The following is a 24,418-nucleotide window of genomic DNA, read 5'->3' on the forward strand; positions in this document are numbered from 1 at the left end:
CGCTGCTGTGGGCGCAGCGGGTGAGCGCCATCATCACGAACGCTGCGTAGACTGGCCGGATGCTGGAACAGATCCGCGGTCCCGCCGATTTGCAGCACCTTTCCCAACAGCAGCTGCGCGAGCTGGCCCACGAGATTCGCGAGTTTCTGATCCACAAGGTGGCTGTCACCGGCGGGCATCTCGGCCCGAACCTCGGGGTCGTCGAGCTGACACTTGCGTTGCACCGCGTCTTCGATTCGCCGCACGATCCGATCGTCTTCGACACCGGCCACCAGGCGTATGTCCACAAGATGCTGACGGGACGCGCACACGACTTCGAGAGCCTGCGCAAGAAGGGCGGACTCTCGGGATATCCGTCGCGCGCGGAGAGCGAGCACGACTGGGTGGAGTCCAGCCACGCTAGCGCGGCGCTGTCCTATGCCGACGGTCTGGCCAAGGCGTTCGAGTTGACCGGCCACCGGAACCGGCACGTGGTAGCGGTCGTCGGGGACGGCGCGCTCACCGGCGGCATGTGCTGGGAGGCGCTGAACAACATCGCCGCCTCGAACCGGCCCGTGATCGTCGTCGTCAACGACAACGGACGCAGCTACGCGCCGACGATCGGCGGTTTGGCCGATCGCCTCGCCACCTTGCGATTGCAGCCGGCCTACGAGCAGTTCCTCGAGCGCGGTCGCAACACGATGCGGTCGCTCCCGTTGGTTGGTGAGGTCACCTATCACTTCATGCACAGCATCAAGGTCGGCATCAAGGACTCTCTGTCGCCGCAGCTGCTGTTCACCGACCTCGGACTGAAGTACGTCGGACCGGTCGACGGTCACGACGAACGAGCTGTGGAGGTTGCGTTGCGCAGCGCCCGGGGCTTCGGTGCCCCGGTGATCGTGCACGTCGTCACCCGCAAGGGCATGGGGTACGGCCCGGCCGAAGCCGACGAGGCCGAGCAGATGCACTCCACGGTTCCAATCGACCCATTGACCGGCCTGGCCACCAAGGTCGCTGGCCCGGGTTGGACGGCGACGTTCGCCGAGGCGCTGATCGCCGCGGGCCGTCAACGCCGCGACATCGTGGCCATCACCGCCGCAATGCCTGGCCCCACCGGACTGTCGGCGTTCGGCGAAGCGTTCCCGGACCGGTTATTCGACGTCGGCATCGCCGAGCAACATGCGATGACGTCGGCGGCCGGGCTGGCGATGGGTGGGATGCACCCGGTGGTGGCGATCTACTCGACATTCCTGAATCGGGCATTCGACCAGATCATGATGGATGTGGCCTTGCACAAGCTGCCGGTCACGATGGTGCTGGACCGGGCGGGAGTCACCGGCAACGACGGAGCCAGCCATAACGGCATGTGGGATCTGTCGATTCTTGGCGTAGTGCCGGGCATGCGGGTGGCCGCGCCTCGAGATGGCACCCGGCTGCGCGAGGAACTGGGCGAGGCGCTGGACGTAAACGACGGGCCGACGGCCCTGCGTTTCCCCAAAGGTGATGTGGGCGAAGACATTCCAGCGTTAGAGCGACGCGACGGCGTGGACGTGCTCGCAGTGCCGGCGGCCGGCTTGAGCAACGATGTGCTGTTGGTAGCCGTCGGTGCGTTCGCACCGATGGCGATCGCGGTCGCCAAACGTCTGCACAACCAGGGAATCGGCGTGACCGTGGTCGATCCTCGCTGGGTGTTGCCGGTGCCGGAAGTGATACGGGACATGGCCAAACAGCACAAGCTATTGGTGACGTTGGAGGACAACGGGCTGGCCGGCGGTGTCGGTTCAGCGGTGTCGGCGGCGCTGCGAGCCGCGGAAATCGACGTGCCATGCCGCGATGTCGGTCTGCCGCAGGGTTTCTACGAGCACGCGTCGCGCGGTGAGGTGCTGGCCGAGCTGGGGCTCACCGATCAGGATGTGGCCCGGCGCATCACGGGTTGGGTTGCAGCGCTTGCGCATTCGTCGGTTGAACAGAACGAGATCAGCGAACGTCTGGACTAAGTGTCCTCGCCGGTTTGGGGAGCTCCGATCAGCGCGGCGGCCAGGACAGGCACCACCAATTCGCGTTGCCATGGCCGGGCTTGCCCGGCGCGCAGAAATTCGTCGGTGATCGCGACAGGATCGGCGCTGCCCGCACCGAGGGCGTCCCACTCCCAGCACAGCCGGCGCACCAGGTCGGGAGCAATGAGGTTCTCAGCCGGAATGGCGACCCGCTTCGACAGCTCCGCCAACGCCGCACGGGCCCCTTCCAGGCGGGCCGCGGCGTCGGGTTTGCGCCTGCTCCACCGCGCCGGTGGGGGCGGGCCGGCCGCGGGTTCTGCCACGTCCGGCAGATCCTGTTTCTGGCGGGCGGCCTCCAAGGCGCTCAACCACATCTGGGCGTTTCGCCGTTGGTTGCGCCCACCGAACACCGGCAGCGCGATCAGGTCGTCGACGGATGTGGGGTCAGTCACCGCGGCCTCGATGATGGCCGAATCCGGCAGGATGCGGCGCGGCGCAATGTCACGTCGCTGCGCGATGCGGTCGCGTGTCGTCCACAGTTCGCGGACCGCGGCCAGCCCACGACGGTCGTGTATTCGATGGATTCCAGACGTGCGCCGCCAGCGGTCGCGCCGCCCGGATCCGGTAGCCATCCTTTCCTCGAATGTCCGTAGATAGTCGAATTCTTCTGCGGCCCAGTCGGTTTTGCCCTGCCCGGCCAGAATGTCGGCGATGGCGCCGCGTAGTTCGATGAGCAGTTCTACGTCGAGGGCGGCGTAGTTGAGCCAGGCTGAGGGCAACGGGCGCTTGGACCAGTCGGCCGCGCCGTGGCCTTTGGCCAGTCCCTGACCGAGCAGCCGTTCGACCATGGTTGCCAGGTTCACCCGATCGAATCCGGCCAGCCGCCCGGCCAATTCGGTGTCGTACAGCGCCGGTGGCCGCATGCCGACCTCGGCCAGACACGGCAGGTCCTGGTCGGCGGAATGCAGAATCCACTCGTCCTGGCCCAGGACTTCAGCGACCGGTTGCAGCACGGTCAGCGGGTCGCCTCCGTGGCTGACCGGGTCGATCAGGACGGTGCCGGCCCCGGACCGCCGGATTTGAATCAGGTAGGCCCGATTGGAGTAGCGAAAGCCCGAGGCGCGCTCGGCGTCCACGGCGAACGGGCCGTGGCCGCGGTCGAGTTTCTCCGCGGCCGAGGCGATGTCGTCGGCGGTGACGGACAGATGAGGCATACCCTCGGCGGGCTGCAGGAGCAGCGGAGCTTGGTTTTCCGGCGGATCCGTGCCGCGCGGCGGATCGGGCTCCGCCGGAGACGGGTCGGGGCACATGTCAGGCGCGTGACCGGGAACTCAGGTCGGTGACACCCGCCGGCGGCAAACCCGCGGCGTGCTCGAGGACGTCGCAGAACGCCTCGACATGGCTGCTCACGTCGGGCGTGGTGGCCGTCCACGACGCCCGCAGCTCCAACTGGTGCGCGCGGGGGGGACCGGAGATGTCGCCGTAGCGCACCGAGGTGGTCGCGGTGACCGTTCCGCCCAGGGCGGTCATGTGCTTGGTGTGCGACTCCAGCGCCTCCGCCAGCCAACTCCACGCCACCTCCGGCAGCAGCGGGTCGATGGCCTCGTGCGAGTCCAGATCGGCCTGGATGTAGGCGACCAGGCGGATCGTCCCGTCCCATGCGTCGGACCCGTCCGGGTCGTAGAGCAGGATCAGTCTGCCGAAGGCGTCACCCTCGGAGCGTTCGGGCACGATCTCCAGCTCCGGGTGTTTGACCTCGGCGCCCAGCGCGTAGCTGAACGGTGCCAGGCGTTGCGGCGGGCGGATGGGGCCAAGCTCGATTTCCGGCCGCACGGTGACACCGTTCATGGCCGCTACCGCTTCGCGGAATGGCTCGGGTTCGACGGCTGACGTCACAGCCTCCGACGGTAGACCTATCGGACGAAACGTGCCGACAGGCGCGCCGCTATCGGGGGCCGCCCCCGAACTGCGCGGGACGCTTCTCTCGGTGCGCGGCCAGCCCCTCAAGGACGTCGGGCCCGCTGAACCCGAGGAATTCCAGGCCGAGCGATGTTTCGAAAGCCGGTGCGAACATCCGGTACCAGTGGTTCAGGCTGTGTTTGGTCCAGCGGATCGCGTTCTGGGCCCCAGCGGCCAAACTGTCTGCCAGCCGCGTTGCTGTGGAGAGCACTTCCTCGTCGTCGACGCAGGTCGAAACCAGGCCGATGCGCTCAGCCTCTTCGCCCGAGAGGGTCTCGCAGGTCAGCAGGTAGTACTTGGCCTTGGCCATGCCGACCAGCAGCGGCCAGCAGATCGCGGCGTGATCACCGGCGGCAACGCCCAGCTTGGTGTGCCCGTCGATGATTTTCGCCGTCCGCGACGCCACGGAGATATCGGCGAGCAGTGCCACCACCAGTCCCGCGCCGACCGCGGGGCCTCTGATCGCCGACACCACCGGTTTGTCGAAGTTGACCAGGTTGAGCACCAGGTCGCGGGCTTCGCGCATGATGCGGATCCGGCCCTCGTAGTCGCCGATCGTTTCGTCGATCAGATCGAAGCTGCCGCCCGAGGAGAAGGCCTTACCTTCACCGCGGACCAGCACCACCTTGACGTCGGGGTCGCGATTGATCACCGGCCAGATGTCGGCCAGGTCGCGGTGCATTTGCGGTCCGACGGAGTTGAGACCGGGCGCGTCGAGAACCAGGTTCAGCACGCCTTGGGAACCGGGTTCGCAGCGCAGGCTGGGGAAGTCGTCATAGGTTGCGGGCATCGGGTTGATGCTACGTGGGAGCATTACGGCAGTGATTACTCCTGTGCCTACCCGCCGTGACCTTCCGCAGTCGCCCTACCTGGCCGCCGTCGCCGGCCGCAAGCCCAACCGGATACCGGTGTGGTTCATGCGGCAGGCCGGCCGTTCGCTGCCCGAATACCGCTCGTTGCGCCAAGACCACAGCATGCTGGCCGCCTGCTTCGAACCGGAGGTGGCCTGCGAGATCACCTTGCAGCCGATCCGTCGCTATGGCACCGACGCGGCCATCCTGTTCTCCGACATCGTCGTACCGCTACGCGCCGCGGGAGTGGATCTAGACATCGTCCCCGACGTCGGTCCGGTGATCGCCGACCCGGTCCGCACCACCGCCGACATTGACGCCATGAAACCCCTTGACCTGCAAGCGGTTCAGCCGGTGTTGGAGACGGTCGGGCTGCTGGTGGCCGCGCTGGGCGATGTCCCGCTGATCGGGTTCGCCGGGGCTCCGTTCACGCTGGCCTCCTATCTGGTCGAGGGCGGGCCCAGCCGCAACCACGCGCGCACCAAGGCGATGATGTTGGCCGAGCCGGCCAACTGGCATGCGTTGATGTCGAAGCTGACCGACCTCACCATCACGTTTCTGCGCGGCCAGATCGAAGCCGGGGTGGACGCGATCCAGGTCTTCGATTCGTGGGCCGGCACCTTGTCGCTGGCCGACTACCGCCAGTTCGTGCTGCCGCACAGCTCCCGGGTGTTTGCGACCCTGGCCGAATATGGCGTGCCGATGACGCATTTCGGGGTCGGGACCGCCGAACTGCTGGGTGCGATGTCCGAAGCGGTGCGGCCCGCAACTGCCCGCGTGGTCGGTGTCGACTGGCGCACCTCGCTGACCGACGCGGCCGGCCGCGTCGCTGCCGGTACGGCACTGCAGGGCAACCTCGATCCGGTGGTGGTGTTGGCTGGCTGGGCGGTAGCCGAACGTGCCGCGCGTGCGGTCGTCGACGACGGGCGACGTGCAGTGGACGCAGGTGCGGCCGGGCACGTGTTCAACCTCGGCCACGGCGTGCTGCCACAGACCGATCCCGGCGTGCTGACCGAATTGGTGGCGCTGGTCCACTCGCTATGACGTTCGGCGACGATGCGGGCCGGGACGGCCCGAGGAGGAGCCGGGCAATCGGCAATAGCTCGTATTGTGTTGTGGGAGGCGGTATTTCGGGGCTGACCGCGGCCTACCGACTGCGGGTCGCGGCCGGCGACGACGCAGACATTACGTTGTTCGACCCGGCCGACCGGCTCGGCGGCGTGCTGCGCACCGAGTTGGTCGGTGCACAGCCCATGGATCTGGGTGCCGAGGCATTCGTGTTGCGTCGGCCCGAGATGCCGGCGTTGCTAGCCGAGCTGGGACTGGCGGATCGCCAGCGGACCACGACCGGAGTGCGGCCGCTGATTTACAGCGGGGGAAGGCTGCACCCGTTGCCGGCGGACACGGTGGCCGGGATCCCGTCGTCGGCCGCGTCAGTAGCCGGGCTGGTCGACGACGCCACCGTCGCGCGCATCGAAGCCGAGCCGGGACGAACGCTGAACTGGACCGCGGGCAGCGACCCGGCGGTGGCCGCGCTGGTGGCCGACCGGTTCGGCGAGCAGGTGGTGGCCCGTTCGGTGGACCCGCTGCTGGGCGGGGTGTACGCGGGATCGGCCGCGACTATCGGATTGCGGGCTGCCGTGCCGAGTGTCGCGGCCGCACTGGACCGCGGCGCCGCCAGTCTCACCGAAGCCGTCCGCAGCGGGTTACCGCCAGCGGGCGGGGGACCGGTGTTCGGTTCTTTGGAAGGCGGCTACCGGGTGCTGCTCGATGAGCTCGTCGAGCGTGCCAACATCCGTTGGATCCGGGCCGGAATCAGCGCGCTCGAGCCGGGTTGGACGTTGCGCGACGACACCGGGGCGTGCTGGCAGGCCGATGCGGTGGTCCTGGCCGTGCCCGCCGCACAGGTCGCACGACTGGTGCGAGCGGTGGCGCCGCGCACGTCGGCGGCCGCAGCCAAGATCGTGACGGCATCGTCGGTGGTGGTGGCGCTGGCGGTTCCCGCCGACACCCCGTTTCCGGACTCCTCCGGTGTGCTGGTGGCCAGCGGAGAACGCTTGCGCGCCAAGGCAATTACCCTGTCCTCACGTAAATGGGGGTTGCGCGGGGGCGTGCAGCAGCTACGGCTGTCGTTCGGACGCTTCGGCGACGACCTGGCCGCCCGGACCTCGGACGACGAACTGCTGGGATGGGCGCTGAGCGACCTCGTCGACGTCTTCGATCTGTCGGTTGAACTGCTCGACGCACGCGTGCAGCGCTGGATCGAAGCGATGCCGCAGTACGGGCCCGGGCACGCCGATCTGATCGCGGAATTGCGAGCGGGTCTGCCCCCGACGCTCGCAGTCGCGGGCAGTTACCTGGACGGGATCGGTGTTCCGGCCTGTATCGGGGCGGCCGGCCGGGCGGTCAAGCACGTGATGGCACCATAGAACCATGTCACGCCTGGACTTCGACGCCCTCAACTCGACCATTCGCTACCTGATGTTCTCGGTGTTCTCGGTGCAGCCGGGTGCGCTGGGAGACCAGCGCGACGGCGTCGTCGACGAGACCGCCACGTTCATCAAGCAGCAGGAGGAGCGCGGCGTCGTGGTGCGCGGGGTCTACGACGTCGCGGGCTTGCGCGCGGACGCCGACTTCATGTTCTGGACCCATGCCGAACGCGTCGAGGCGCTGCAGGCGACCTACGCCGACTTCCGACGCACAACCACGCTGGGTCGTGCCAGCACGCCGGTGTGGAGCAGCGTCGCGCTGCACCGGCCGGCGGAGTTCAACAAGAGCCACATTCCGGCATTCCTGGCCGGGGAAGAGCCCGGCAACTACATCTGCGTGTATCCGTTTGTGCGCTCCTACGAGTGGTACCTGCTGCCCGACGAGGAACGGCGCCGCATGCTGGCCGAGCACGGCATGGCCGCCCGGGAGTACAAGGATGTCCGCGCCAACACGGTCCCGGCGTTCGCCCTTGGCGATTACGAATGGATCCTGGCGTTCGAGGCCCCCGACCTGCACCGCATCGTCGACCTGATGCGCGAACTGCGGGCCACCGACGCTCGACGGCACACGCGGGAGGAGACGCCGTTCTTCACCGGTCCGCGGGTGCCGGTCGAGCAGTTGGTCAACGCGCTGCCCTGACGGGCGGCGATCCCCGCGCCGACTGTGCGTTCTGCGACGCGACACGCGCGGAGCGTCGTGAAATACACACTCGGCGGGGGCGCGGCGAGAGGTCGGCCGGGGGCGCTAGGCCTCGTCGGGGACCAGGTGCAGCGAAATCGAGTTGATGCAGTAGCGCTGATCGGTGGGCGTCGGATAGCCCTCGCCGGAGAACACATGACCCAGGTGGCTGTGGCAGTTCGCGCACAGCACCTCGGTGCGGATGGCGCCCATCGAGTGATCCGGACGCAGGATCACGGCGTCGGAACTTGACGGGTCGAAGAACGACGGCCAGCCGCAGTGTGACTCGAATTTCTCAGTGCTGCGGAACAATTCGGCACCGCAGGCCCGGCACTGGTAGACGCCCTTGGTCTTGGTGTCGGTGTACCTGCCAGTGAAGGGCCGCTCGGTGCCGGCGCGGCGTAGCACGTCGAACTCCTGCGGGTTGAGCTTCTTGCGCCACTCGTCGTCGGAGAGGGTGAGCTTGGGACGCGCGATTTCAGTCATCTCGCAACTCCTAACGTCACTTACACGCTAGCGCGGTCTCGCTCGGTGCTCAGCCACGCCGGGTCTATGCCGTCGTCCAATCGGTTCTCGGCCTTGGCATCCAGGAAGCGGAAGTAGAGCACCGTGAACGTCACGATCAGCAACAGTGACCAACCGTAGGTGATCTTCAGGTATTCCATGGCCCGCCCCCACCGCATCCAGTTGAACAGCAGCCAGCGGTCCAGCGTCATGAACCCGTAAATCCCCAGCCAGGCAGGCCAATTGCGGATTACCGAGTTGGGCAGGACGACGGTCATCAGGAACGGGAAAAGCATCATCGAGTAGTAGCCCTGGGCCAGCGACATCGCCAGCCATGACCACAGCAGCAGCACACCGGAGGAGGTGGTGAACCAGAACAGCGGGTCGCGGGTCCGGTAGTAGCGGTACAGCAGCCACAACGCGCCGATGGCGATCGCGGTGAAGAGCAGTCGCAGGGCGATGATCAGCCAGAAGGGCAGGCCGAAGTACACCCCGTTGCCCTCGATCGAGCTGTTGAAGTAGTCCCGCACGCCCAGGATGTAGGGCAGGGTCCGGGTGAAGAAGTCCATCGGGCGCGACACCAGCGGGATCGCGGCAAGATTGAGGACGACGGGGATGATCAGCGCCGTCACCCACGCCCGCCACTGCCGGTTGAGCAGCGGCAGCAGCAACAACGGGCCGAGCAGCGGTTTGAGCACGAGCGTCAGCCCGATGGCCAGTCCCGCCATCCACTGGGCACTGGGTCGGCCGTCCAGCAGCCACTTCAGGAACAACACCTCCAGCAGCAGGATGCAGCCGTTGATGTTGGTGAATACCAGTGTGTTGGTGACGGTTTCAGTGCAGAACATGGCCAGGATCAGGGCCGGTGCGGCTACCGAGGAGAGCGTGAAGTTGAACATCCGCAGCAACAGGTACGCGGCGACCAAGATGGCGATGGTGTTGATGGAAATGAACAAGTAGCGCGACGGCGCAAACGACAGGTACCCGAACGGGGCCATCAACAGGGTGCCACCGGGGGGGTACAGGTAGTGCGGGTCGACGTAGTCGAAGTGCTCGTTGTAGATGTCCAGGCCCTGCCGAAAATTCAATGCGGCCCGGTACACCGGCTTGAAATCGTCGGTGATGTTGCCGTTGGTGGTCAACACGATGCTGCGGTGCAACACCGACAGGATGGCCACCGGCCACAGCACGGCCCGCAGGATCGATGCGGTGCTGTGTGGGCCGGGACGGAATGCGGCCTGTACGGATTCGCGCAAGCCGGTTCTGGTCGAGTCAGCTGCCGTCACCGTCGCACCGTACACCGGCCGGTGCGGCGATCCGGGATCAGGCGGGGCAGTACGTGTCGGTGCCGGGCAGCTTGCCGCTGTCCAGGTAACCGACCAGCGGTGGAACCGCGCACGAGGAGTAGATGCTGGCGCCGTGGCCGATGCCCTGCCACATCACCCGCTTGCTGGCGGAGTTCGCGTTGATGACGGTCGCGGCTGTCGCGGCGACGCCCTCGTTGCCGGCGATCGGGTCGTTCTGGACGCCCAGCAGCAGCACGTCGACTTTGAGTTCCTTGGGCGCTTGGGGTGTCGACCCGCTGGGCCAGTGCACGCATTTGACGAGGTTGAGCGCTGCCACGGTGCCGAACTGCGGGTAGAGCTTGGCCCAGGCGACAACGAGCTCGCGCACCCGGTCCGGGGTGGGCCGGTTCACCGCGTCGCTGCAGCCGTTGACGAACTGGCCGTCGCTGTATTGGGTGCTCTCGGAGCGGTTGATCAGGTTGTTCAGCTGGTTCATGTCACCGCTGCGCGCGGCCGCCAGTGCGTTGGCCAGGTTGGTGGTGTTGGCAACGCGATCGCCGAGCGGGAACCCAAGCGCGGTGGTGATGGCGCCGACGATAGCTGCGACCGAAGCACCGCTCACGCCCTGGCCGCTTCGCGCGCTGGTCAGCAGTGCTGTTACCGCGCCCTTGGGATCGGGGCCCAGCGCACAGTTCACCGCCACACACTGCGCAGCGAACGCGTCCAGCGCCGCCTGCTGGCCCTTGACCTGTTGTTCGGCGGCCGCTTCGGCGCTGGTGCCGATGGCCACCGGCGAGTCGAGGATCAACCGGGCGACCTTGTCCGGACGCGATCCGGCATACGTCAGCGCCACCTGCGCGCCGTTTCCGATGCCGACCAGGGCAACCGCTGGGACATCCCAAATGTTGCGCAGCCGCTCGATGTCGGATGCCGCGTGGGTGTTGTCATAGGCCGAATCACCAGGGGCGATCGCATCGGTGCAGTTGGTGGTGGCGGTGTTGGAGATTTCCGAAAGGTTGGCCACCGGGTCGTCGCCGGTTTGGAACTGAGCCTGGTCACGCATCTCTTCACGGTCGAGGCGGTCGCGACAGTCGATCGGGCTGGACATGCCAATGCCGCGGCGGTCGATGGCGACGATCGGATGGGCGTCCAGTACGTCGGCGCCCGCGTGGGACAACCAGACCGGTAGCTGCGTCGACGATGCGATGTCTGAGCCGGTGGTGAAGATCAGCGGTCCCGCGTCCTTGGGCGTCTTACCCGAGCGGGCGCGCACCACGCCGACGCTGACCGAGCCCGACCCGCCGTTGACCGGGTCGAGGTCGGAGTCGAAGGTGGCGCATTCCAGCTTGACTCCCGGGGCGCCAGGAACACCCGCATCCGCGTTGACCTTTGACGTGCAGTCACGCCAGGACAGGTCGTTCTTGGGCGCGGCGATGGGGGGCGGCCCGCTGGGCGGCGGTTTTGTGGTGGCCGCGCCCTGGGGCCGGGCGCCGGAGTTGGTGGCGAAACGGGGATCGGCACCGAAGGCGGGAACGCAGCCGGCCAGCACTGTGGTGACCGCCACCAGAATCGTGGCGGACGTGAGGTGCCGACGCATGCCGACCACAGTAGCGGGAACCGCTAGGTGGCCTTTATGTAGCGCGTATACAGATAGCCCGCGTCGTCGGTGAGGACATGCGCACAACGCATCCGGGTCTGCAGCTGCCCCGGTCCAGCCGCGATGCGGTGGGCCAATCCGCCGACCACGAACGGCGCGATGGTCAAACACAGCTCGTCGAGCAGGTCGGCCTCGATGAACGCGCCGAGCAGCGTCGGCCCGCCCTCGGTCAGCACGCTATGCAGGCCACGCTGCGCCAGGTTGGACACGATCGCCGCCGGGTCGACCTCGCCGGGGTCGTCGCCGGAACAGTCGATCACCTCGGCGACCAGCCCGGCCAACTGCCGGCGGGTTTCTTCGGCGACCGCGGTGCAGGTGAGCACCAACGGTGGCACCTCGGTGCGGGTGAACACGGCCAGGTCGCGGTCCAAGCGGCCCGTTTTTGTCACGATCGCCAGCGGCGGGATTTCGTTCTGGCTGCGGGCCTGCCGGTTTTGGCGCTGCGCGACGCTCAGGTGGGCGCCGGAGTAACCCTCGGACCGGACCGTGCCCGCACCGACCACGACGACGTCGGCGAGTTCACGCAGGACGACGAAGACGGCACGGTCCCCAGGTCCGGCCAGCGCGCCGCTCAGACCGTTGACGGTGGCGCCGCCGTCGAGGCTGGTGATGAAATTCGCGCGGACGTAGGTGGTGTGGTCACCCGGGTAGCCGTAAAGGCGGGGAAGCTCGTCGTGGCCGAGTTCGCCTTGGGAGCCGAGCAGCTTCAGTGAGGTCTCTGCGGCCAGGCCAGCTGCGATACCGCCCTCGAAGTCGGGCATGGGTTTGATTGCAGCACGTCGCTACAGTGCCACCATGCACGGGTCCTCCTATTCGGCTTCCGGGCCCGGAGTGGCTCACCTGGTGGATCGGCATCCTTCGGTGACACCGGAGCGGTTGATCGCTCAATTACGACCGCCACCGACGTTCGCTGATGTGAGCTTTGCGACGTATCGTCCCGATGTCGCGGAGCCGACCCAGGCCGCGGCGCTGGTTTCGTGCCAGGAATTCTGCCGGGAGGCGCAGCAGCGACGGGCGGGCCGCAAGAAGCTGTTCGGCCGGCGCGAGGTGCTGCCCGGCGTCGGGCTCTACCTCGACGGCGGGTTCGGTGTGGGTAAGACCCACCTGCTGGCCTCGGCGTACTACCAACTACCTGGAGCCGGGCCTGGCGCGGCCGAAAACCCTAAAGCCTTCGCAACTTTCGGTGAGCTGACGCAACTGGCCGGTGTGTTCGGCTTCGCCGAATGCGTCGACCTGCTGAGCAACTACACCGCGGTGTGCATCGACGAATTCGAACTGGACGATCCGGGCAACACCACGCTGATCTCACGGCTGCTCTCGTCGTTGGTCGAGCGGGGTGTGTCGGTGGCCGCGACCTCGAACACATTGCCCGAGCAACTGGGCGAGGGGCGGTTTGCCGCCCAGGATTTCATGCGTGAAATCAATACGCTGGCAAGCATTTTCACCACCGTGCGGATCGAAGGCCCGGACTACCGGCACCGCGACCTACCGCCGGCGCCACCACCGTTGTCCGACAATGACGTCACCGCGCGTGCCGCCGCGTTGGGCGGGTCGACGCTGGACGACTTCGACGCGTTGTGCGCGCACCTGGCCACCATGCATCCGTCGCGGTATCTGACGTTGATCGAGGGCGTGACGGCTGTGTTCTTGACCGGAGTGCACGGTTTGGACGACCAGAACGTCGCGCTGCGCCTGGTTGCGCTGACCGACCGCCTTTACGACGCGGGCATTCCGGTGGCGGCGTCGGGGGCGAAGCTGGACAGCATTTTCAGTGCGGAGATGCTGGCCGGGGGCTACCGAAAGAAGTATCTGCGCGCGACGTCCAGATTGCTGGCTCTTACCGCGCGACCGCCCGGGTCATGACGTAGTCGTTCTCCACATGGGTGCCCAGCCGAAACGTTCTGGTGCCGCTGACCACAAAGCCGCTTTTGACGTAAAAGCGTTGCGCGCGTTGATTTTCCTGGTTGACACCCAGCCACACACTGCGGGCGCCCCACGCCGCAGCGCGGACGAGCACGGCTTCCATCAGTGTCGCGGCCACGCCGGTACCGTGCCATTCGGGCAGTACGTAGAGCTTGGATAGTTCGGCGCTTTCGCCCTCCCGCTCACCGTCGCCGTCGCGAATGAGCATGGCATAGCCCACGATTCGGCCGTCATGACGGCCGGCGAGGATCGAGCGGTCGGGATCGGCCAGATATTCGGCGAACCGGGCGCGGGACAACTTGGCGTTGACGAACGAGGCGACGTTCTCCGCTGTCACCGCGGGTGGGCAGGCCAATGTGAAAGTGCGCGCGGCGATCTCGGCCAGTTCGTCGGCGTCACCGGCGCGTGCGACCGCTACGTGCAGGTCAAAGATTCCACTGTGCGAGGTGCTCGCCCGTCTTCCGGTCCAGCAGCACGACCGTGGACACCGGGTCGCGGTAGGCGTCCCAGTACACCCCGCCGCGAACGACCGCTCCCTGCGGCGCATTTGCCAACACGGCGTCCAGCCAGTCCGGCGCATCGCAGGGCCGCGGCTTGTAGGCGTCGGCGAAGGGCGTGACGCCGTCGAAGCTGAAGTTGGTCGCCATGATGTGGGAATTGGGCACTCGGACTGCGCGCACCACTACGTCGGCGCGCGCTACCGAGCTGTCGGGGAAGCTTTTCACCGGGACACCACTGCGCGTGTAGCCGAATCCCGGCGGCGGGTCGACAGGTACCACGCTGGTGACGGTCACGTCGGCCACGTAGGTGCCGGTGTCTACCCGCAACGTGTCACCGATGTGGCCGATCGGCGCGTCGCCGGCCTGCGCGCGCGGCAGCGCGGCGTCCACCGACAACATGACCGATGTCGTGACCACCACGGTGGCGAAGAAGGCGAAAAGGACGATCAGCCTGCGGTGCATCTTCGCCTCCTGGGCTTGTTGTCCGGACCATCGCATGATTACACACGCGGTAATGCGAAGGGGAGGGGTTGGCGCACTCAGGCCTCGGCGGACCCGCCTGAGAGGGACTCGAGTGCGGCAATCAGGTCCACCTCGACCCGTTGTTTGTCCACCCCGTGCAGCGGGCCTTGCCCGTCGTCGAGTTCGAGCAGTGCTAGCAGTAGGTGTTCGGTGCCGATGTAGTTGTGGCCCAACCGAAGTGCCTCGCGGAAGGTCAACTCGAGTACCTTGCGGGATGGCCCGCTGAACGGAATCAGCGCGGGGATCTCGGCGGCGGCGTCAGGCAGTTGCACGGCGCTGCGTAATTCCTCGACGTCGATCTGCTGCCGTTGCAGCAGCAGCGTGGCGAGTGCCGCCGGATCGTCTAGCACGCCGAGTAGTAGATGTTCAGGCGTGATCTGGCTGTTGCGGGCTTGGTGTGCGGCGTTCTGCGCCGCGACAACGGCGTTTCGGGCGCGTGGGGTGAACCGGGCGAATCCTTGGTCGGGGTCGAGTGGGGTGGTGTCGGCTTTCGGGACGAACCGCTTTTGTGCCGCCTGTTTGGTGACCCCCATGGCCTTGCCGATGTCGGTCCAGGATGCTCCCGAGCGGCGGGCTTGATCGACGAAGTGGCCGATCAGGTGGTCCGCGACCTCGCCGAGACTCTCTGCGGTCAGGACGGCATCGGCAAGCTGATCGAGGGCGTCGCTGTGGACCTTCTTGATCGCGTTGATCAGTTCGTCGAGGCGGACCGGGTAGGCGATTGGAGTCGGCTGCACCATGGCGTCAACGTTAGGTTGACGCTGCGCTCGTGTCAACCTTGGGTTGACGTTTGTGTCGGGATGCGGTTGCGCGGGTGCTCTGCGACGATCAGAGCACTATGAAACTCCTGCTGACGTTGGTTGGCCTTGTCGCCGCGCTCGGTACGGTATGGCCCGCGCACGCGGATGCCAATCAGGACCAGGCTTTTCTGGTCTCACTCGGCGCCGCCGGTATCAGCTATAAGGACCCGGACAGCGCGATCGCCGCCGGGAAGAAGGTGTGCGAGATGGCCAATGAAGGCAAATCCGGCATCGAGGTCGTCAAGGTTCTTCAAGACGGGAACCCGGGGTTGACCCAGACCAACGCCGCGAAATTCACCGCGATCTCGGCGGGTGTTTACTGTCCGGCGCAGTTGCCCAACGCGCAGTCGACGTCCGGCGGCTGAGTCTCACGATGAGGATGGGCGCGACTGCGGCATTGTTGACCACCGGCCTATTGGGCTGGGGCGGTCTTCGGGCGCTGGTCGGTTGGATCCGGCGCAATCCGGATCCGTTCACGCGCGAACAGCTACTCGCCGAACCGAACGGCGAGGAAGTAACGATCACCCGTCCGGACGGGACGGTGCTGCGCGCGCTGGTCGCGGGGCAGGGGCCGCCGGTGGTCCTGGTCCACGGCTACACGGTCACCCTCGCGGAGTGGAACGTGGTCTGGGATGACCTGTTGGCGCGGGGCTTTCGGGTAATTGCTTTCGATCAGCGCGGCCACGGTCGCTCGACGCTCGGCTCCGATGGGATCGGATCGGAGTCGATGGCCGCCGACGTCGCGGCCGTGCTGCGGCATTTCGACGTCTCCGACGCTGTGCTGGTGGGGCACTCGATGGGCGGCTTCGTGACGATCCGAGCCCTGCTGGACCATCCCGATTTCGCGCAGCGGCTGCGCGGGGTGGTGCTGTTCGCCACCTGGGCCGGCCGGGTGCTGGACGGGGCACCGCAGAACAAGCTGCAGATTCCCTTGCTCGAACTCGGCATCCTGCAACGGCTCATCCGGATCAAGACGATCGCGGTGCTCTTTGGTGCCGCGCAATGCGGTACGCGTCCGTCACCGGCGATGGTCGCGATCTTCACTGAGGGATTCCAGCAGCACGTCGCCGAACACGGCCCGCTGCTACCGATCGTGCGGGCTTTCTCGCGTGAAGACCGCTACCCGCGCCTCGGCGAGATCGCGGTGCCCACGGTCGTTATGGTCGGCGCCGCGGATCGCACCACCCCGCCAATCCACTCTCGACGGCTCGCCGACGGCATCCCAGGCGCCCGGCTCGTCACGGTGCCCGGCGCCGGGCACGCGTTGAATTGGGAAGCGCCCGAGAAATTGGTCGAGGTCATCGAATCTCTTGCGGGACAATCTAATTCGGACTAGGCTCGTTGTCCCTGGTGTTTGCCGTCCACGCGCGACCGTCGAAGTAGCGCAACACCTTCGGGTCGTTGTGGTCCGGGTACCAACCCGGCACGGCCGCGGACTGCCACTGGTCGGGTTGCGACTTGGGCGAATCGACGAGGCGCACCAGCACCACAATGATCCCGGCGACAACGACGAGCCCGACAAGTGCCATCACGATCAAGATCAGCAGAGTGACCATAGACCCATTGAATCAGTGCGCCCCGCGGCTGATGCTAGAGCTTTCCGGCGACGAAGCTGGCCGCCTGGTCTACCAGCCCGGAGTCGATATAGGACGGCTGCAGGTGCGATGGCCAATTCGTGCCTCTGCCGCAAATCGGGTCGCCCTGGGCGCACTGGTCGATGGTCTTCGACGCATAGGCCGGGGGGACTCCCCGGGTGCCGTTGCCGAACAACGCGACCGCCGCTACGTGTTGCTCCATTCCCGCTGGCAGCCGGCGCCAGATCGCCAGGTCAGCCACCTCTGCACCCAGCGAATAGCCGCCGAGCACCTCGCGGGTGTTCGGGCAATCTTTGGCCATTGACTGAACGTGGGCGCTCATGTCGCTGGCGCCGCTGTCGACGCTGATGTTGGCGGGATAGTTGACGCCGTACACCCCGATCGAGACGTTGGTCTTGGAGCGCAGCGAACTGACTAGTACGTCGCCGACAGCGCCAACCCCGGGCGGTTCCTCCCGACCGCGAGCGAAGACGACTTCGGCACCAGGGCAGGCCGCTGATGCGGTAGGGATCAATGCCGCCGGCTTGCCGGGTGCGACCGCCAGGGCGATCACCAATGCCGTGGCGAGCAGGCCCGCCTGACTCAATAATGCACCTGGTGATTTCGCAACACGCCCCATGAAGCGATGTTACGGATTTTATCTAAGCGCGCCACTAGCGCGGCGCAGCGCGCATCCTGCGCTAAGTCCTCGCGCCGAATTGCTGGTCTGGAAATGGTTCTGCGGCTAGGGGATTCGGACCATACTGGTTGGTCCCACGGGTCCCCTCGGTAACCCAGAAGACGAGCAGAACGACGATGCCGAGTAACGGCACAAACGCGATCAGAACCCACCAACCGGTGCGATCGATGTCGTGTAGGCGGCGAACGCTGACGGCGATGCTGGGGATGAAAGTCGCGAGCGAAAAAAGTCCGCTGACTATTTGTGAGTCCAACTGGGCGTCGATGATGGACGTCCCCAAGCTGACGATGAAGGTAAACAGGGTCCAGTACCAGAATTCGGATCGGCAGGCCCGGTCGCTGAAATTGAAGTATTTGATGAATCCGGTTGAGATCGCTTGTCCGAAGCCCATCTCATCACCCGCCTCGACGTTGGTTTGGTGGAGCGAAACCTAGCACGGCGTCGACGGCGTCGGGCGCACAATTGCAGATATCCGCAAACCGCAGGTAATGCTGTCGAATCACTCGAAAGCGATGACGCCGCGGATGTTCTTGCCCGCGCGAAGATCTTTCATGGCCTCGTTGATGTCGTCGAGCTTGTACTTCTGGGTGACCAGCTCATCGAGCTTGAGCAGGCCCGCCTCATACATCGACAGTAGTTTCGGCATGGCCTCGCGGGGGTTCATCTCGCCGTAGAGCACGCCTTTGAACGTCTTGCACGAGCTGACCATGTCACTGAGCATCATCGGCACCATCATGTCGGTGAGCTTGGCCATGCCGGTGAGGACACAGGTTCCGCCCTTGCGCAACAACAGCATCGCCATCAGCACCATGTCCACCGGCACGACGCCCGGTGTCAGGACGACCCGGTCGGCCATCACGCCCCAGGTGATCCCCTTGACCAGTTCCAGCGCGGCGCCGGTGTCGGTAGCCGTGTGGGTAGCGCCGAAGCTCGGTGCGACCGCCCGTTTGAACTCGTTGGGATCGACGGCGACGATGTGCTTGGCGCCCGCGATCTTTGCGCCCTGCACGGCGTTCATGCCGATCCCGCCGACACCGACAACGACGACCGTGTCGCCCACCTCGGTGCCTGCCGCGACCGAACCAGAGCCGAATCCCGTTGTCACACCGCAGGACACCAGCGATGCAGCCTCCAGGGGTATCCAGTCGTGAATCTTGACCAGCGAGCGCTCGGATGCGACTACGTACTCGGAGAAGGTGCCGACCTGCATCATCGCCATGAGGTCTTCGCCGCCGAGGTGGCGTCGCCGGGTCCGGTCGGTGGTCATCGCCTTGTCGTAGATGTCGGCCCCGACGTCGCACAGATACGTGTGGCCGGCGGAGCACCATCGGCAGCTGCCGCAGGCAGGCAGAAACGAGATGGCCACGTGGTCACCGGCTTTCAGCGTCCGCACCTCGGGGCCGACCGCCGCCACGACACCGGACCCCTCGTGCCCGCCGAGCATGGGGAACCACTCCGGCACCGGACGACCGGCGGCCCGCATCATCTCTTCCATGTCCGCGGACGGCACACTGTCGCCGGTATAGAAGTGCTCGTCGGAGTGACAGACGCCGGCGTAGGCCATCTTGACCAGAACTTCCCCGGCGTGCGGCGGATCGAGTTCTACTTCGGTGACTTCCCAGTCGACACCAACACCACGCAAGACCGCTGCTTTGGACTTCATCGCGCCGCTTTCGCTTTTTGGGGGAGGGCGACTCGGCCTAGGGGGCCGGCCAAGTCACCATTTCCGGAGTTCCTTTACTGCGCCGGAGGCGCGTGGGGCCAGTGTCAGCTGAGGGATGAAACTGCTGTTGCCGCAACGAATGACGGCGTTGACGACATCGGTCAGATGCTCGGCGTCGACGAGACCACCCAGCATGTACTTGTTCTCCATCCAGTACCTGATTGCAGATTCCAGGACCGCGGGGTCCCAGTTCTTGCTGAACTCGGTCTGTGCATCGCCGGTGCCGCCGAGGCTGTCGCCGACCGCGAGTCGGGTGAAGCCGATCTCCGGATGTTCGGCGCGCCAGGCTTCGACCAGCTTGTCGAGCGCGCCCTTGGTCACCGCGTAGGCCCCGAGCATTGGCCACGGGGTTGTGTAGGACGCGCTGAGCGAGGACAGGTACACGGCAGAGCCTCCCGATGCGGCAAGGTGTGGCGCGGCGGCGGCGGTGACGATCGAGGCACCGGTGACATTGGTGGCGAACAGTTGCGCCCATTGATCCGCGGTCACCTCGCGCAGCGGTGCGAGCACGCCCATGCCGGTGGTGTACACCAGCGCATCGAGACCGCCGAGCGCGTCGACCGCGTCGGATATCGCCTTCTGACAGGTGTCGGCGATGGTGACGTCACAGGCGACGGCGACTGCGCCGTTACCGGCTTCCTCGGCGGCCTCGACCAACCGTTCGTATCGGCGCGCTAACAGCGCGACGCGTGCGCCGCGGTGGGCCAGTCCCGTCCCGATGCATCGGCCGAGCCCGGCGGATGCGCCGACGACAGCTACCCGCAGCGCGCGTTCTGCGTTGTCAGACATCGAGTTTGGTGTTGACGAAGCCGAGGACTCCCGAAAGATGATCGTCGGCGCTCACCAGGTTCATGTCTTCGGGCTGCATTGGTCTCCTTGCGCAGAGGCTGAGAGCGAGGTTATCAGTCGAGCGGAGGAACTGTTTCGATATATGGAAATGCATGTTTCCACTGCCGCGCCGCTATCAGACACGTGGTAGCCACAACGATCAGCGCCGCAATACTTTTGGGACTTTTGGGGATGCAACGGCAAACGAGAGCAGGAGTCGGTCAAGGATCCGGGCGGCCCGACGGCGCGCCGCAGTGGGATTCGCGGCATGCGCAACCAGCAGCGAGGCCTCCTCGAGCGCGGCGACGAGCATGTGCGTCAGCTCCGCGACGGGTTGGTCGTCGATGATTCCCTCGGCGATCGCCTCGCGGACCACGTCGTTGATCAGGGCGATGCTGTTGCGCTCCTGGATCTCGCGCAGGGTTTGCCAGCCCAGCACGACGGGTCCGTCGACGAGCATTACCCGCTGCACGGCCGGTTCCTGTGCCGCGTCGAGAAATCCGTGTAGACCGCTCCTGAGCCGTTCCCATGGGTCCGCGCCGGGCGGGGGAGCTGCGATGGATCGAAGCGTGAGGTCGTTCTCGACGTCTTCGAACACGGCGCGAAACAGCTCGGCCTTGTCCTTGAAGTGGTGGTAAAAAGCGCCGCGCGTGCCGACGCCGGACGTGGTCACCAGATTGCCGATGCTCGTGTTGAAGAATCCCCGTTCCACGAACAGTTGCCGGCCCGCGTCGATCAGGGCGCGACGGGTCTGCTCGCCACGGGCGCGACGATCGTCGTCTGCCCCACCACGCTTGGCCATGCCGACGATCGTAACAACATTCATCCTGTATGTTGCGGCTATGGCAGACGACGGGGTTCGCGCGTATGGTTCGGTCGCTCCCCTGAAAGTCGGCTTACTCAACGACTATCCGACCAGCGGCGACACCGACAGCGACAGCGTCGACGCGCTGCGGCTGGTGATGGACGAAGCGCTTTCCTGCGGGTTGCTCGACCGGCCAATCGAACTCGTCACCCGCAACGTGGTTGGCCTGCCCAACGGCACCTACCTCGCGGTGGAACGCGCTTTCGACGAGCTCGTCGCCGAGGGTTGTCTGGTCATTTACGGGCCTTGGGTGTCGGACAATGTGGTGCCGCTGCGCTCGCACGTCGAGGCCACCGCGCGGGTCCCGATCCTTACCCTCTCTGGCTCAGAGGGTGCGCTCGGCGAGTGGTGTTTCGCGCTGAACAACGGCTCAATCGCGGAGGAGCCGGTGATGCTGGCCGCAGTGATGATCGGCGACGGCCGGTCACGGATCGCCGTCGCCTACGAATCGTCGCTTATCGGCAAGGAGTACCTCGCGTCCGCCCAAAAGGCATACGGTGCAGCGGGTTTGACGGTCGTTGCCGCGGTGGCGATTCCTCAGGTGGAGGCCGACAAGTCCGATGCGGTTGCCGCGCTGCGTGCCTCGGAGCCCGACGCGCTGGTTCACGTCGGATTCGGGCACGGCCTATGGGGCTTCACCGATGCGCTATTGGCCGCAGGCTGGGATCCGCCGCGTTATACGACGACAGCTTTCGAAATGGCTCACATCAACGCGGAGTGGATGCGGCACCTGTCCGGCTGGATCGGGCTGGACAGCTACGACGAACGCAACAGCATCGGGCAGGCGTTCCTCGACCGGTTCGAGGCCAGATACGGGCGTCGGCCGACCCATTCGATGCCGGGCCTGTGCCACGACGCGGCCACGGTGATCGTGCGCGGCCTCGCCGCTGCCCGCCCGCTGACCGGCGAGGGAGTAAAGACCGGGATGGAGCAGGTGAAGCTCGTGCCGTCGGCCAGCGGTGCTCCCGGAACATTCTTGCGTTTCGGGCGATTCATCCGACAGGGCTGGCTGGGCTCGGACTATCTCATCGCGCGACGGGTGTTGCCGGACGGCACCGCTCACGTCTTCCATGCGGCACCCAGCGACCACATCGCACGCGCGGTAGCACTGGCCTCAAGCTAGTTGGATCGCACCGAATACCGGCGCGGTAACGATGCCGGGCGGTTGGGCCAGCACGTAGGGAATGGCGCGAACCGCGCCCATCGCGATCATCAAATGACCCGACATGGCGTGGCGGCCTGTCGGCGCTGACAGATCGGATCCGACGTCGAGCTGGAGATCGAAGCTGGGTTCACCCTTGATGACCGCGCGGATCAGCGGCGCCTTCTCGCCGGGCGCCAGCGGCGCCATGCCCCACTGCGGAAGGTCACGCGTCAGCACCCACTCCTCGTGGATGGCCAGCAGCGGCCGTCCCGACCAGTGTCCGACCCACGAAAATCGCTGTCCAACAACGGTTCCTGCCTCGATCGTGCCGGCGAGAACTTTGATGTCGTGGGGCAGCGTGGTCGCGTCGACCGAAACCTCGACGTGTGTGAGCGTGATCCCGAGGACGTCGGCCGTGGCATTGAGAGCCTGGCGATACGCCATGTCGAGCTTCTTGATGATCGGGGAATCGATGCTGGCGTCCTCCGGCGGCCGGCCCATGCCCATGAGGTCGACGAGCATCGGCCGGCTGTCGACGGCCGAAACGTCGGTGGCCTCGTAGAGGTCGATGCGGTCGATCGTCTTACTCAGTGCGGTCACCGTTGCCACGAGTCGCTCGAACATGAAACCGGGGTTCTCGCCCGCCGCGTGAAACCGCGACCCGCCCTGTCGGCAGGCTTCGACGAACGCGCTTTCGGTTTCCGCGCCGTAGGTGGGCAGGTGGTTGTAGGACGTCGTGGTGATGACGCTGCTCCCTGCCGCGAGCAGGCGGCAGATGTCCTCGGCGTTGGTCTCGACGGCGTGGGCCTTGCTCGCCGCATGCACGACGACATCTGCGCCCAGCGCGACGATCTCGTCCTTGTCCGCCGTGGCGAGCACGCCCGTCGTGGGCGGTAGACCGCACAGCGCGCCCGCGTCGAGACCCGTCTTGGCCGGGTCGTAGACCAGCACGCCCACCAGTTGATAACGCGGATTCTCAATAAGCTCCTGAAGGGCGGCGCGGCCGACTGCGCCGGTCGCCCATTGCACGACTCGAATAGCCAATCGAACGCTCCAGGTTGTGCTTTCGTGAATTGGCGGGTTTCTGGTCGGTCAAAGATACATCAGGTAACTTTGCAACCAACAGGATGTAGGTTGATCGGCTGGACGAGGGGTGACACGTGGTGGAACCGACCGTTGCTGACGACATCGACCAGCGCATCCGCGAGGCGCAGAAGAAGTTCAACGCCGGAATGGGCGCCGCCGGCGACGCGAGTCCGTACCCGTTGCTGCGCGAGCTGCGCAAGAAAGCGGCCGTTCACCCGGGCTGGCCGGAAATGGGGGTTCCCGAGGACGGACCCAACGGCGCGAAGACGTTCACAGCCTACTCATTCGATGCCGTCAAAGCCGTTTTCACCGACAACATCACGTTCAGCACCCGGGTCTACGAGGACATGGTGCGGCCGCTGCAGGGGCCGACGATCCTGGAGATGCAAGAGCCAGAGCACGCCACTTACCGCAAGTTGCACGAATTCGCCTTTGCCAAGTCCTCGATGAAACGCTGGGACACCGAACTCGTTGGTCCCCTCGTCGAGCGCACCCTTACCAAATTCCGGGCCAAGTTCCGTGACAACAAGCGTGCCGACCTGGTCGACGCGGTGTTCATGCCGATCCCGGTGCGGATCATCGCGGCGCTGCTCGGCCTGCCGGAATCCGACGTCGGCGAGTTTCACCGGCTGGCCATAGATTTGCTTGGCTTTCGCGCAGACATGAAGACCGCGCTTAAAGCCTCGGCGGAGATGAAGGAGTACTTCATCGGCGTGCTCGCCGACCGGCGCAAAACGCCGAAGGACGACATGGTGACCATCCTGTCGCAGGCCGAGATCGACGGTGTCAAGATGTCGGACGAGCAGATTTACGGGTTCATGCGCAACCTTCTACCGGCGGGAGCGGAGACCACTTCCCGATCGACCGCCAGCCTTGCGCTGGCTCTGCTGACCCACACCGACCAACTCGATGCGGTGCGCGCCGACCGCAGCCTGTTGCCACAAGCCATCGAAGAGGGCATCCGTTGGGAGACACCGCTGCTGAACTTCATCCGGGAAGTCAGCACCGACATCGAGTTCTTCGGCCTCGACATTCCGAAGGGGTCGACGATGATGGTGAATCTCGGCAGTGCCAACCACGATGAGACCCGCTGGGACAACGCCGAGTCGTTCAACATCTTCCGTGAACGCAAGCCGCACATCGGATTCGGTCACGGTGCGCACCTGTGCCTGGGTATGCACTTGGCTCGGCTCGAGAGCACCAAGTTCTTCAACGCGCTGCTCGACCAGCTGCCGGGGCTGCGGCTCGACCCTGACGCCCCGCCGCCCTATGTGGAGGGCACCATGTTCCGTTCGCCGCCGCGCCTCGACGTCGTATGGGATTGAGCCACGAGCTTCGGTCGGCGCGCAACC

Annotated in this window: 26 protein-coding genes; 9 read left to right on the plus strand and 17 right to left on the minus strand. The window is 65.9% G+C overall.

Annotation, left to right across the window (positions count from 1 at the left end; translation table 11 throughout):
* Window positions 1-59 precede the first annotated feature (59 nt).
* The gene (gene dxs, locus A5634_RS09035) at window positions 60-1,976 is read left to right on the plus strand and encodes a 1-deoxy-D-xylulose-5-phosphate synthase (protein WP_065143705.1); all 1,917 of its coding nucleotides are present in this window, start codon (window positions 60-62) and stop codon (window positions 1,974-1,976) included.
* Here dxs and A5634_RS09040 read toward each other — a convergent pair.
* From A5634_RS09040 to A5634_RS09050, 3 genes are all read right to left on the minus strand, one after another.
* Window positions 1,973-3,286, minus strand: coding sequence for an HRDC domain-containing protein (locus A5634_RS09040; RefSeq protein WP_065143706.1), 1,314 nt, complete (start codon window positions 3,284-3,286; stop codon window positions 1,973-1,975). The genes dxs and A5634_RS09040 overlap by 4 nt on opposite strands.
* Window position 3,287: 1 nt before the next feature.
* On the minus strand, window positions 3,288-3,824 hold the full coding sequence (locus tag A5634_RS09045) for a DUF3000 domain-containing protein (RefSeq protein ID WP_253861530.1): 537 nt from the start codon (window positions 3,822-3,824) through the stop codon (window positions 3,288-3,290).
* Window positions 3,825-3,921: 97 nt separating this feature from the next.
* Window positions 3,922-4,725, minus strand: a complete 804-nt coding sequence (locus A5634_RS09050; RefSeq protein WP_065143708.1) for an enoyl-CoA hydratase/isomerase family protein — start codon at window positions 4,723-4,725, stop codon at window positions 3,922-3,924.
* 43 nt (window positions 4,726-4,768) lie between these two features.
* On the opposite strand from A5634_RS09050, the gene hemE reads away from it, so the two are divergent.
* Genes hemE through hemQ form a run of 3 tightly spaced genes read left to right on the plus strand, consistent with a single transcriptional unit; the run spans window position 4,769 to window position 7,915 of the window.
* Window positions 4,769-5,830, plus strand: a complete 1,062-nt coding sequence (gene hemE / locus A5634_RS09055) for a uroporphyrinogen decarboxylase (protein ID WP_065143709.1) — start codon at window positions 4,769-4,771, stop codon at window positions 5,828-5,830.
* Window positions 5,831-5,877: 47 nt separating this feature from the next.
* Window positions 5,878-7,215: a protoporphyrinogen oxidase gene (locus A5634_RS09060; RefSeq protein WP_065143791.1), complete on the plus strand. Its 1,338-nt coding sequence runs from the start codon at window positions 5,878-5,880 to the stop codon at window positions 7,213-7,215.
* A 4-nt stretch (window positions 7,216-7,219) separates the two neighbouring features.
* Window positions 7,220-7,915, plus strand: a complete 696-nt coding sequence (gene hemQ, locus A5634_RS09065) for a hydrogen peroxide-dependent heme synthase (RefSeq protein ID WP_065143710.1) — start codon at window positions 7,220-7,222, stop codon at window positions 7,913-7,915.
* A gap of 105 nt (window positions 7,916-8,020) precedes the next feature.
* Here the strand turns inward: hemQ and msrB are convergent, their stop codons facing one another.
* Genes msrB through A5634_RS09085 form a run of 4 tightly spaced genes read right to left on the minus strand, consistent with a single transcriptional unit; the run spans window position 8,021 to window position 12,162 of the window.
* Complete coding sequence (msrB, locus tag A5634_RS09070) at window positions 8,021-8,431, minus strand: peptide-methionine (R)-S-oxide reductase MsrB (protein WP_172831670.1); 411 nt, start codon at window positions 8,429-8,431, stop codon at window positions 8,021-8,023.
* 29 nt (window positions 8,432-8,460) lie between these two features.
* Window positions 8,461-9,759, minus strand: a complete 1,299-nt coding sequence (gene aftC, locus A5634_RS09075; protein WP_065143712.1) for an arabinofuranan 3-O-arabinosyltransferase — start codon at window positions 9,757-9,759, stop codon at window positions 8,461-8,463.
* A gap of 22 nt (window positions 9,760-9,781) precedes the next feature.
* Window positions 9,782-11,341, minus strand: coding sequence for an alpha/beta hydrolase (locus A5634_RS09080; protein WP_065143713.1), 1,560 nt, complete (start codon window positions 11,339-11,341; stop codon window positions 9,782-9,784).
* Between the two features lie 23 nt (window positions 11,342-11,364).
* Complete coding sequence (locus A5634_RS09085; RefSeq protein ID WP_065143714.1) at window positions 11,365-12,162, minus strand: pyrimidine reductase family protein; 798 nt, start codon at window positions 12,160-12,162, stop codon at window positions 11,365-11,367.
* On the opposite strand from A5634_RS09085, the gene zapE reads away from it, so the two are divergent.
* Window positions 12,161-13,264 carry a cell division protein ZapE gene (zapE, locus tag A5634_RS09090; protein ID WP_081290303.1) on the plus strand — a complete coding sequence of 368 codons (1,104 nt, stop codon included), beginning with the start codon at window positions 12,161-12,163 and terminating at the stop codon, window positions 13,262-13,264. The genes A5634_RS09085 and zapE overlap by 2 nt on opposite strands.
* Here the strand turns inward: zapE and A5634_RS09095 are convergent.
* The 3 genes from A5634_RS09095 to A5634_RS09105 form a co-directional block, all read right to left on the minus strand.
* Window positions 13,239-13,748, minus strand: a complete 510-nt coding sequence (locus A5634_RS09095; RefSeq protein ID WP_065143794.1) for a GNAT family N-acetyltransferase — start codon at window positions 13,746-13,748, stop codon at window positions 13,239-13,241. The genes zapE and A5634_RS09095 overlap by 26 nt on opposite strands.
* Window position 13,749: 1 nt before the next feature.
* Entirely contained in the window at window positions 13,750-14,286 is a 537-nt protein-coding gene (locus tag A5634_RS29300) for a hypothetical protein (RefSeq protein ID WP_065143793.1), read from the minus strand.
* Window positions 14,287-14,363: 77 nt separating this feature from the next.
* Window positions 14,364-15,086: a Clp protease N-terminal domain-containing protein gene (locus A5634_RS09105; RefSeq protein WP_065143715.1), complete on the minus strand. Its 723-nt coding sequence runs from the start codon at window positions 15,084-15,086 to the stop codon at window positions 14,364-14,366.
* A gap of 98 nt (window positions 15,087-15,184) precedes the next feature.
* On the opposite strand from A5634_RS09105, the gene A5634_RS09110 reads away from it, so the two are divergent.
* Both A5634_RS09110 and A5634_RS09115 read left to right on the plus strand, forming a co-directional pair.
* Entirely contained in the window at window positions 15,185-15,511 is a 327-nt protein-coding gene (locus A5634_RS09110; RefSeq protein WP_065143795.1) for a DUF732 domain-containing protein, read from the plus strand.
* Window positions 15,512-15,519: 8 nt separating this feature from the next.
* Window positions 15,520-16,482 carry an alpha/beta fold hydrolase gene (locus A5634_RS09115; RefSeq protein ID WP_065143716.1) on the plus strand — a complete coding sequence of 321 codons (963 nt, stop codon included), beginning with the start codon at window positions 15,520-15,522 and terminating at the stop codon, window positions 16,480-16,482.
* Here the strand turns inward: A5634_RS09115 and A5634_RS09120 are convergent.
* The 6 genes from A5634_RS09120 to A5634_RS09145 form a co-directional block, all read right to left on the minus strand.
* Entirely contained in the window at window positions 16,469-16,702 is a 234-nt protein-coding gene (locus A5634_RS09120) for a DUF2510 domain-containing protein (RefSeq protein ID WP_065143717.1), read from the minus strand. The two genes, A5634_RS09115 and A5634_RS09120, sit on opposite strands and share 14 nt — an antisense overlap.
* A 34-nt stretch (window positions 16,703-16,736) precedes the next feature.
* Entirely contained in the window at window positions 16,737-17,360 is a 624-nt protein-coding gene (locus A5634_RS09125) for a cutinase family protein (RefSeq protein ID WP_065143718.1), read from the minus strand.
* 61 nt (window positions 17,361-17,421) lie between these two features.
* On the minus strand, window positions 17,422-17,811 hold the full coding sequence (locus A5634_RS09130) for a DUF805 domain-containing protein (protein WP_065143719.1): 390 nt from the start codon (window positions 17,809-17,811) through the stop codon (window positions 17,422-17,424).
* A gap of 108 nt (window positions 17,812-17,919) precedes the next feature.
* On the minus strand, window positions 17,920-19,083 hold the full coding sequence (locus A5634_RS09135; RefSeq protein ID WP_065143720.1) for an NDMA-dependent alcohol dehydrogenase: 1,164 nt from the start codon (window positions 19,081-19,083) through the stop codon (window positions 17,920-17,922).
* Window positions 19,084-19,137: 54 nt separating this feature from the next.
* Window positions 19,138-19,932: an SDR family oxidoreductase gene (locus A5634_RS09140; RefSeq protein ID WP_065143721.1), complete on the minus strand. Its 795-nt coding sequence runs from the start codon at window positions 19,930-19,932 to the stop codon at window positions 19,138-19,140.
* A 199-nt stretch (window positions 19,933-20,131) separates the two neighbouring features.
* Entirely contained in the window at window positions 20,132-20,773 is a 642-nt protein-coding gene (locus A5634_RS09145) for a TetR/AcrR family transcriptional regulator (RefSeq protein ID WP_065143796.1), read from the minus strand.
* 40 nt (window positions 20,774-20,813) lie between these two features.
* Here A5634_RS09145 and A5634_RS09150 point away from each other — a divergent pair, with 40 nt between their 5' ends.
* Window positions 20,814-21,959, plus strand: coding sequence for an ABC transporter substrate-binding protein (locus tag A5634_RS09150; RefSeq protein WP_065143722.1), 1,146 nt, complete (start codon window positions 20,814-20,816; stop codon window positions 21,957-21,959).
* Here the strand turns inward: A5634_RS09150 and A5634_RS09155 are convergent.
* Window positions 21,951-23,009: an NAD(P)H-dependent amine dehydrogenase family protein gene (locus tag A5634_RS09155; protein WP_065143723.1), complete on the minus strand. Its 1,059-nt coding sequence runs from the start codon at window positions 23,007-23,009 to the stop codon at window positions 21,951-21,953. The genes A5634_RS09150 and A5634_RS09155 overlap by 9 nt on opposite strands.
* 131 nt (window positions 23,010-23,140) lie before the next feature.
* Here A5634_RS09155 and A5634_RS09160 point away from each other — a divergent pair, with 131 nt between their 5' ends.
* Window positions 23,141-24,391 carry a cytochrome P450 gene (locus tag A5634_RS09160; RefSeq protein WP_065143724.1) on the plus strand — a complete coding sequence of 417 codons (1,251 nt, stop codon included), beginning with the start codon at window positions 23,141-23,143 and terminating at the stop codon, window positions 24,389-24,391.
* The last annotated feature ends 27 nt before the right edge of the window (window positions 24,392-24,418 follow it).

The organism is Mycobacterium asiaticum (genome assembly GCF_001673365.1).
Lineage (GTDB): Bacteria > Actinomycetota > Actinomycetes > Mycobacteriales > Mycobacteriaceae > Mycobacterium > Mycobacterium asiaticum_A.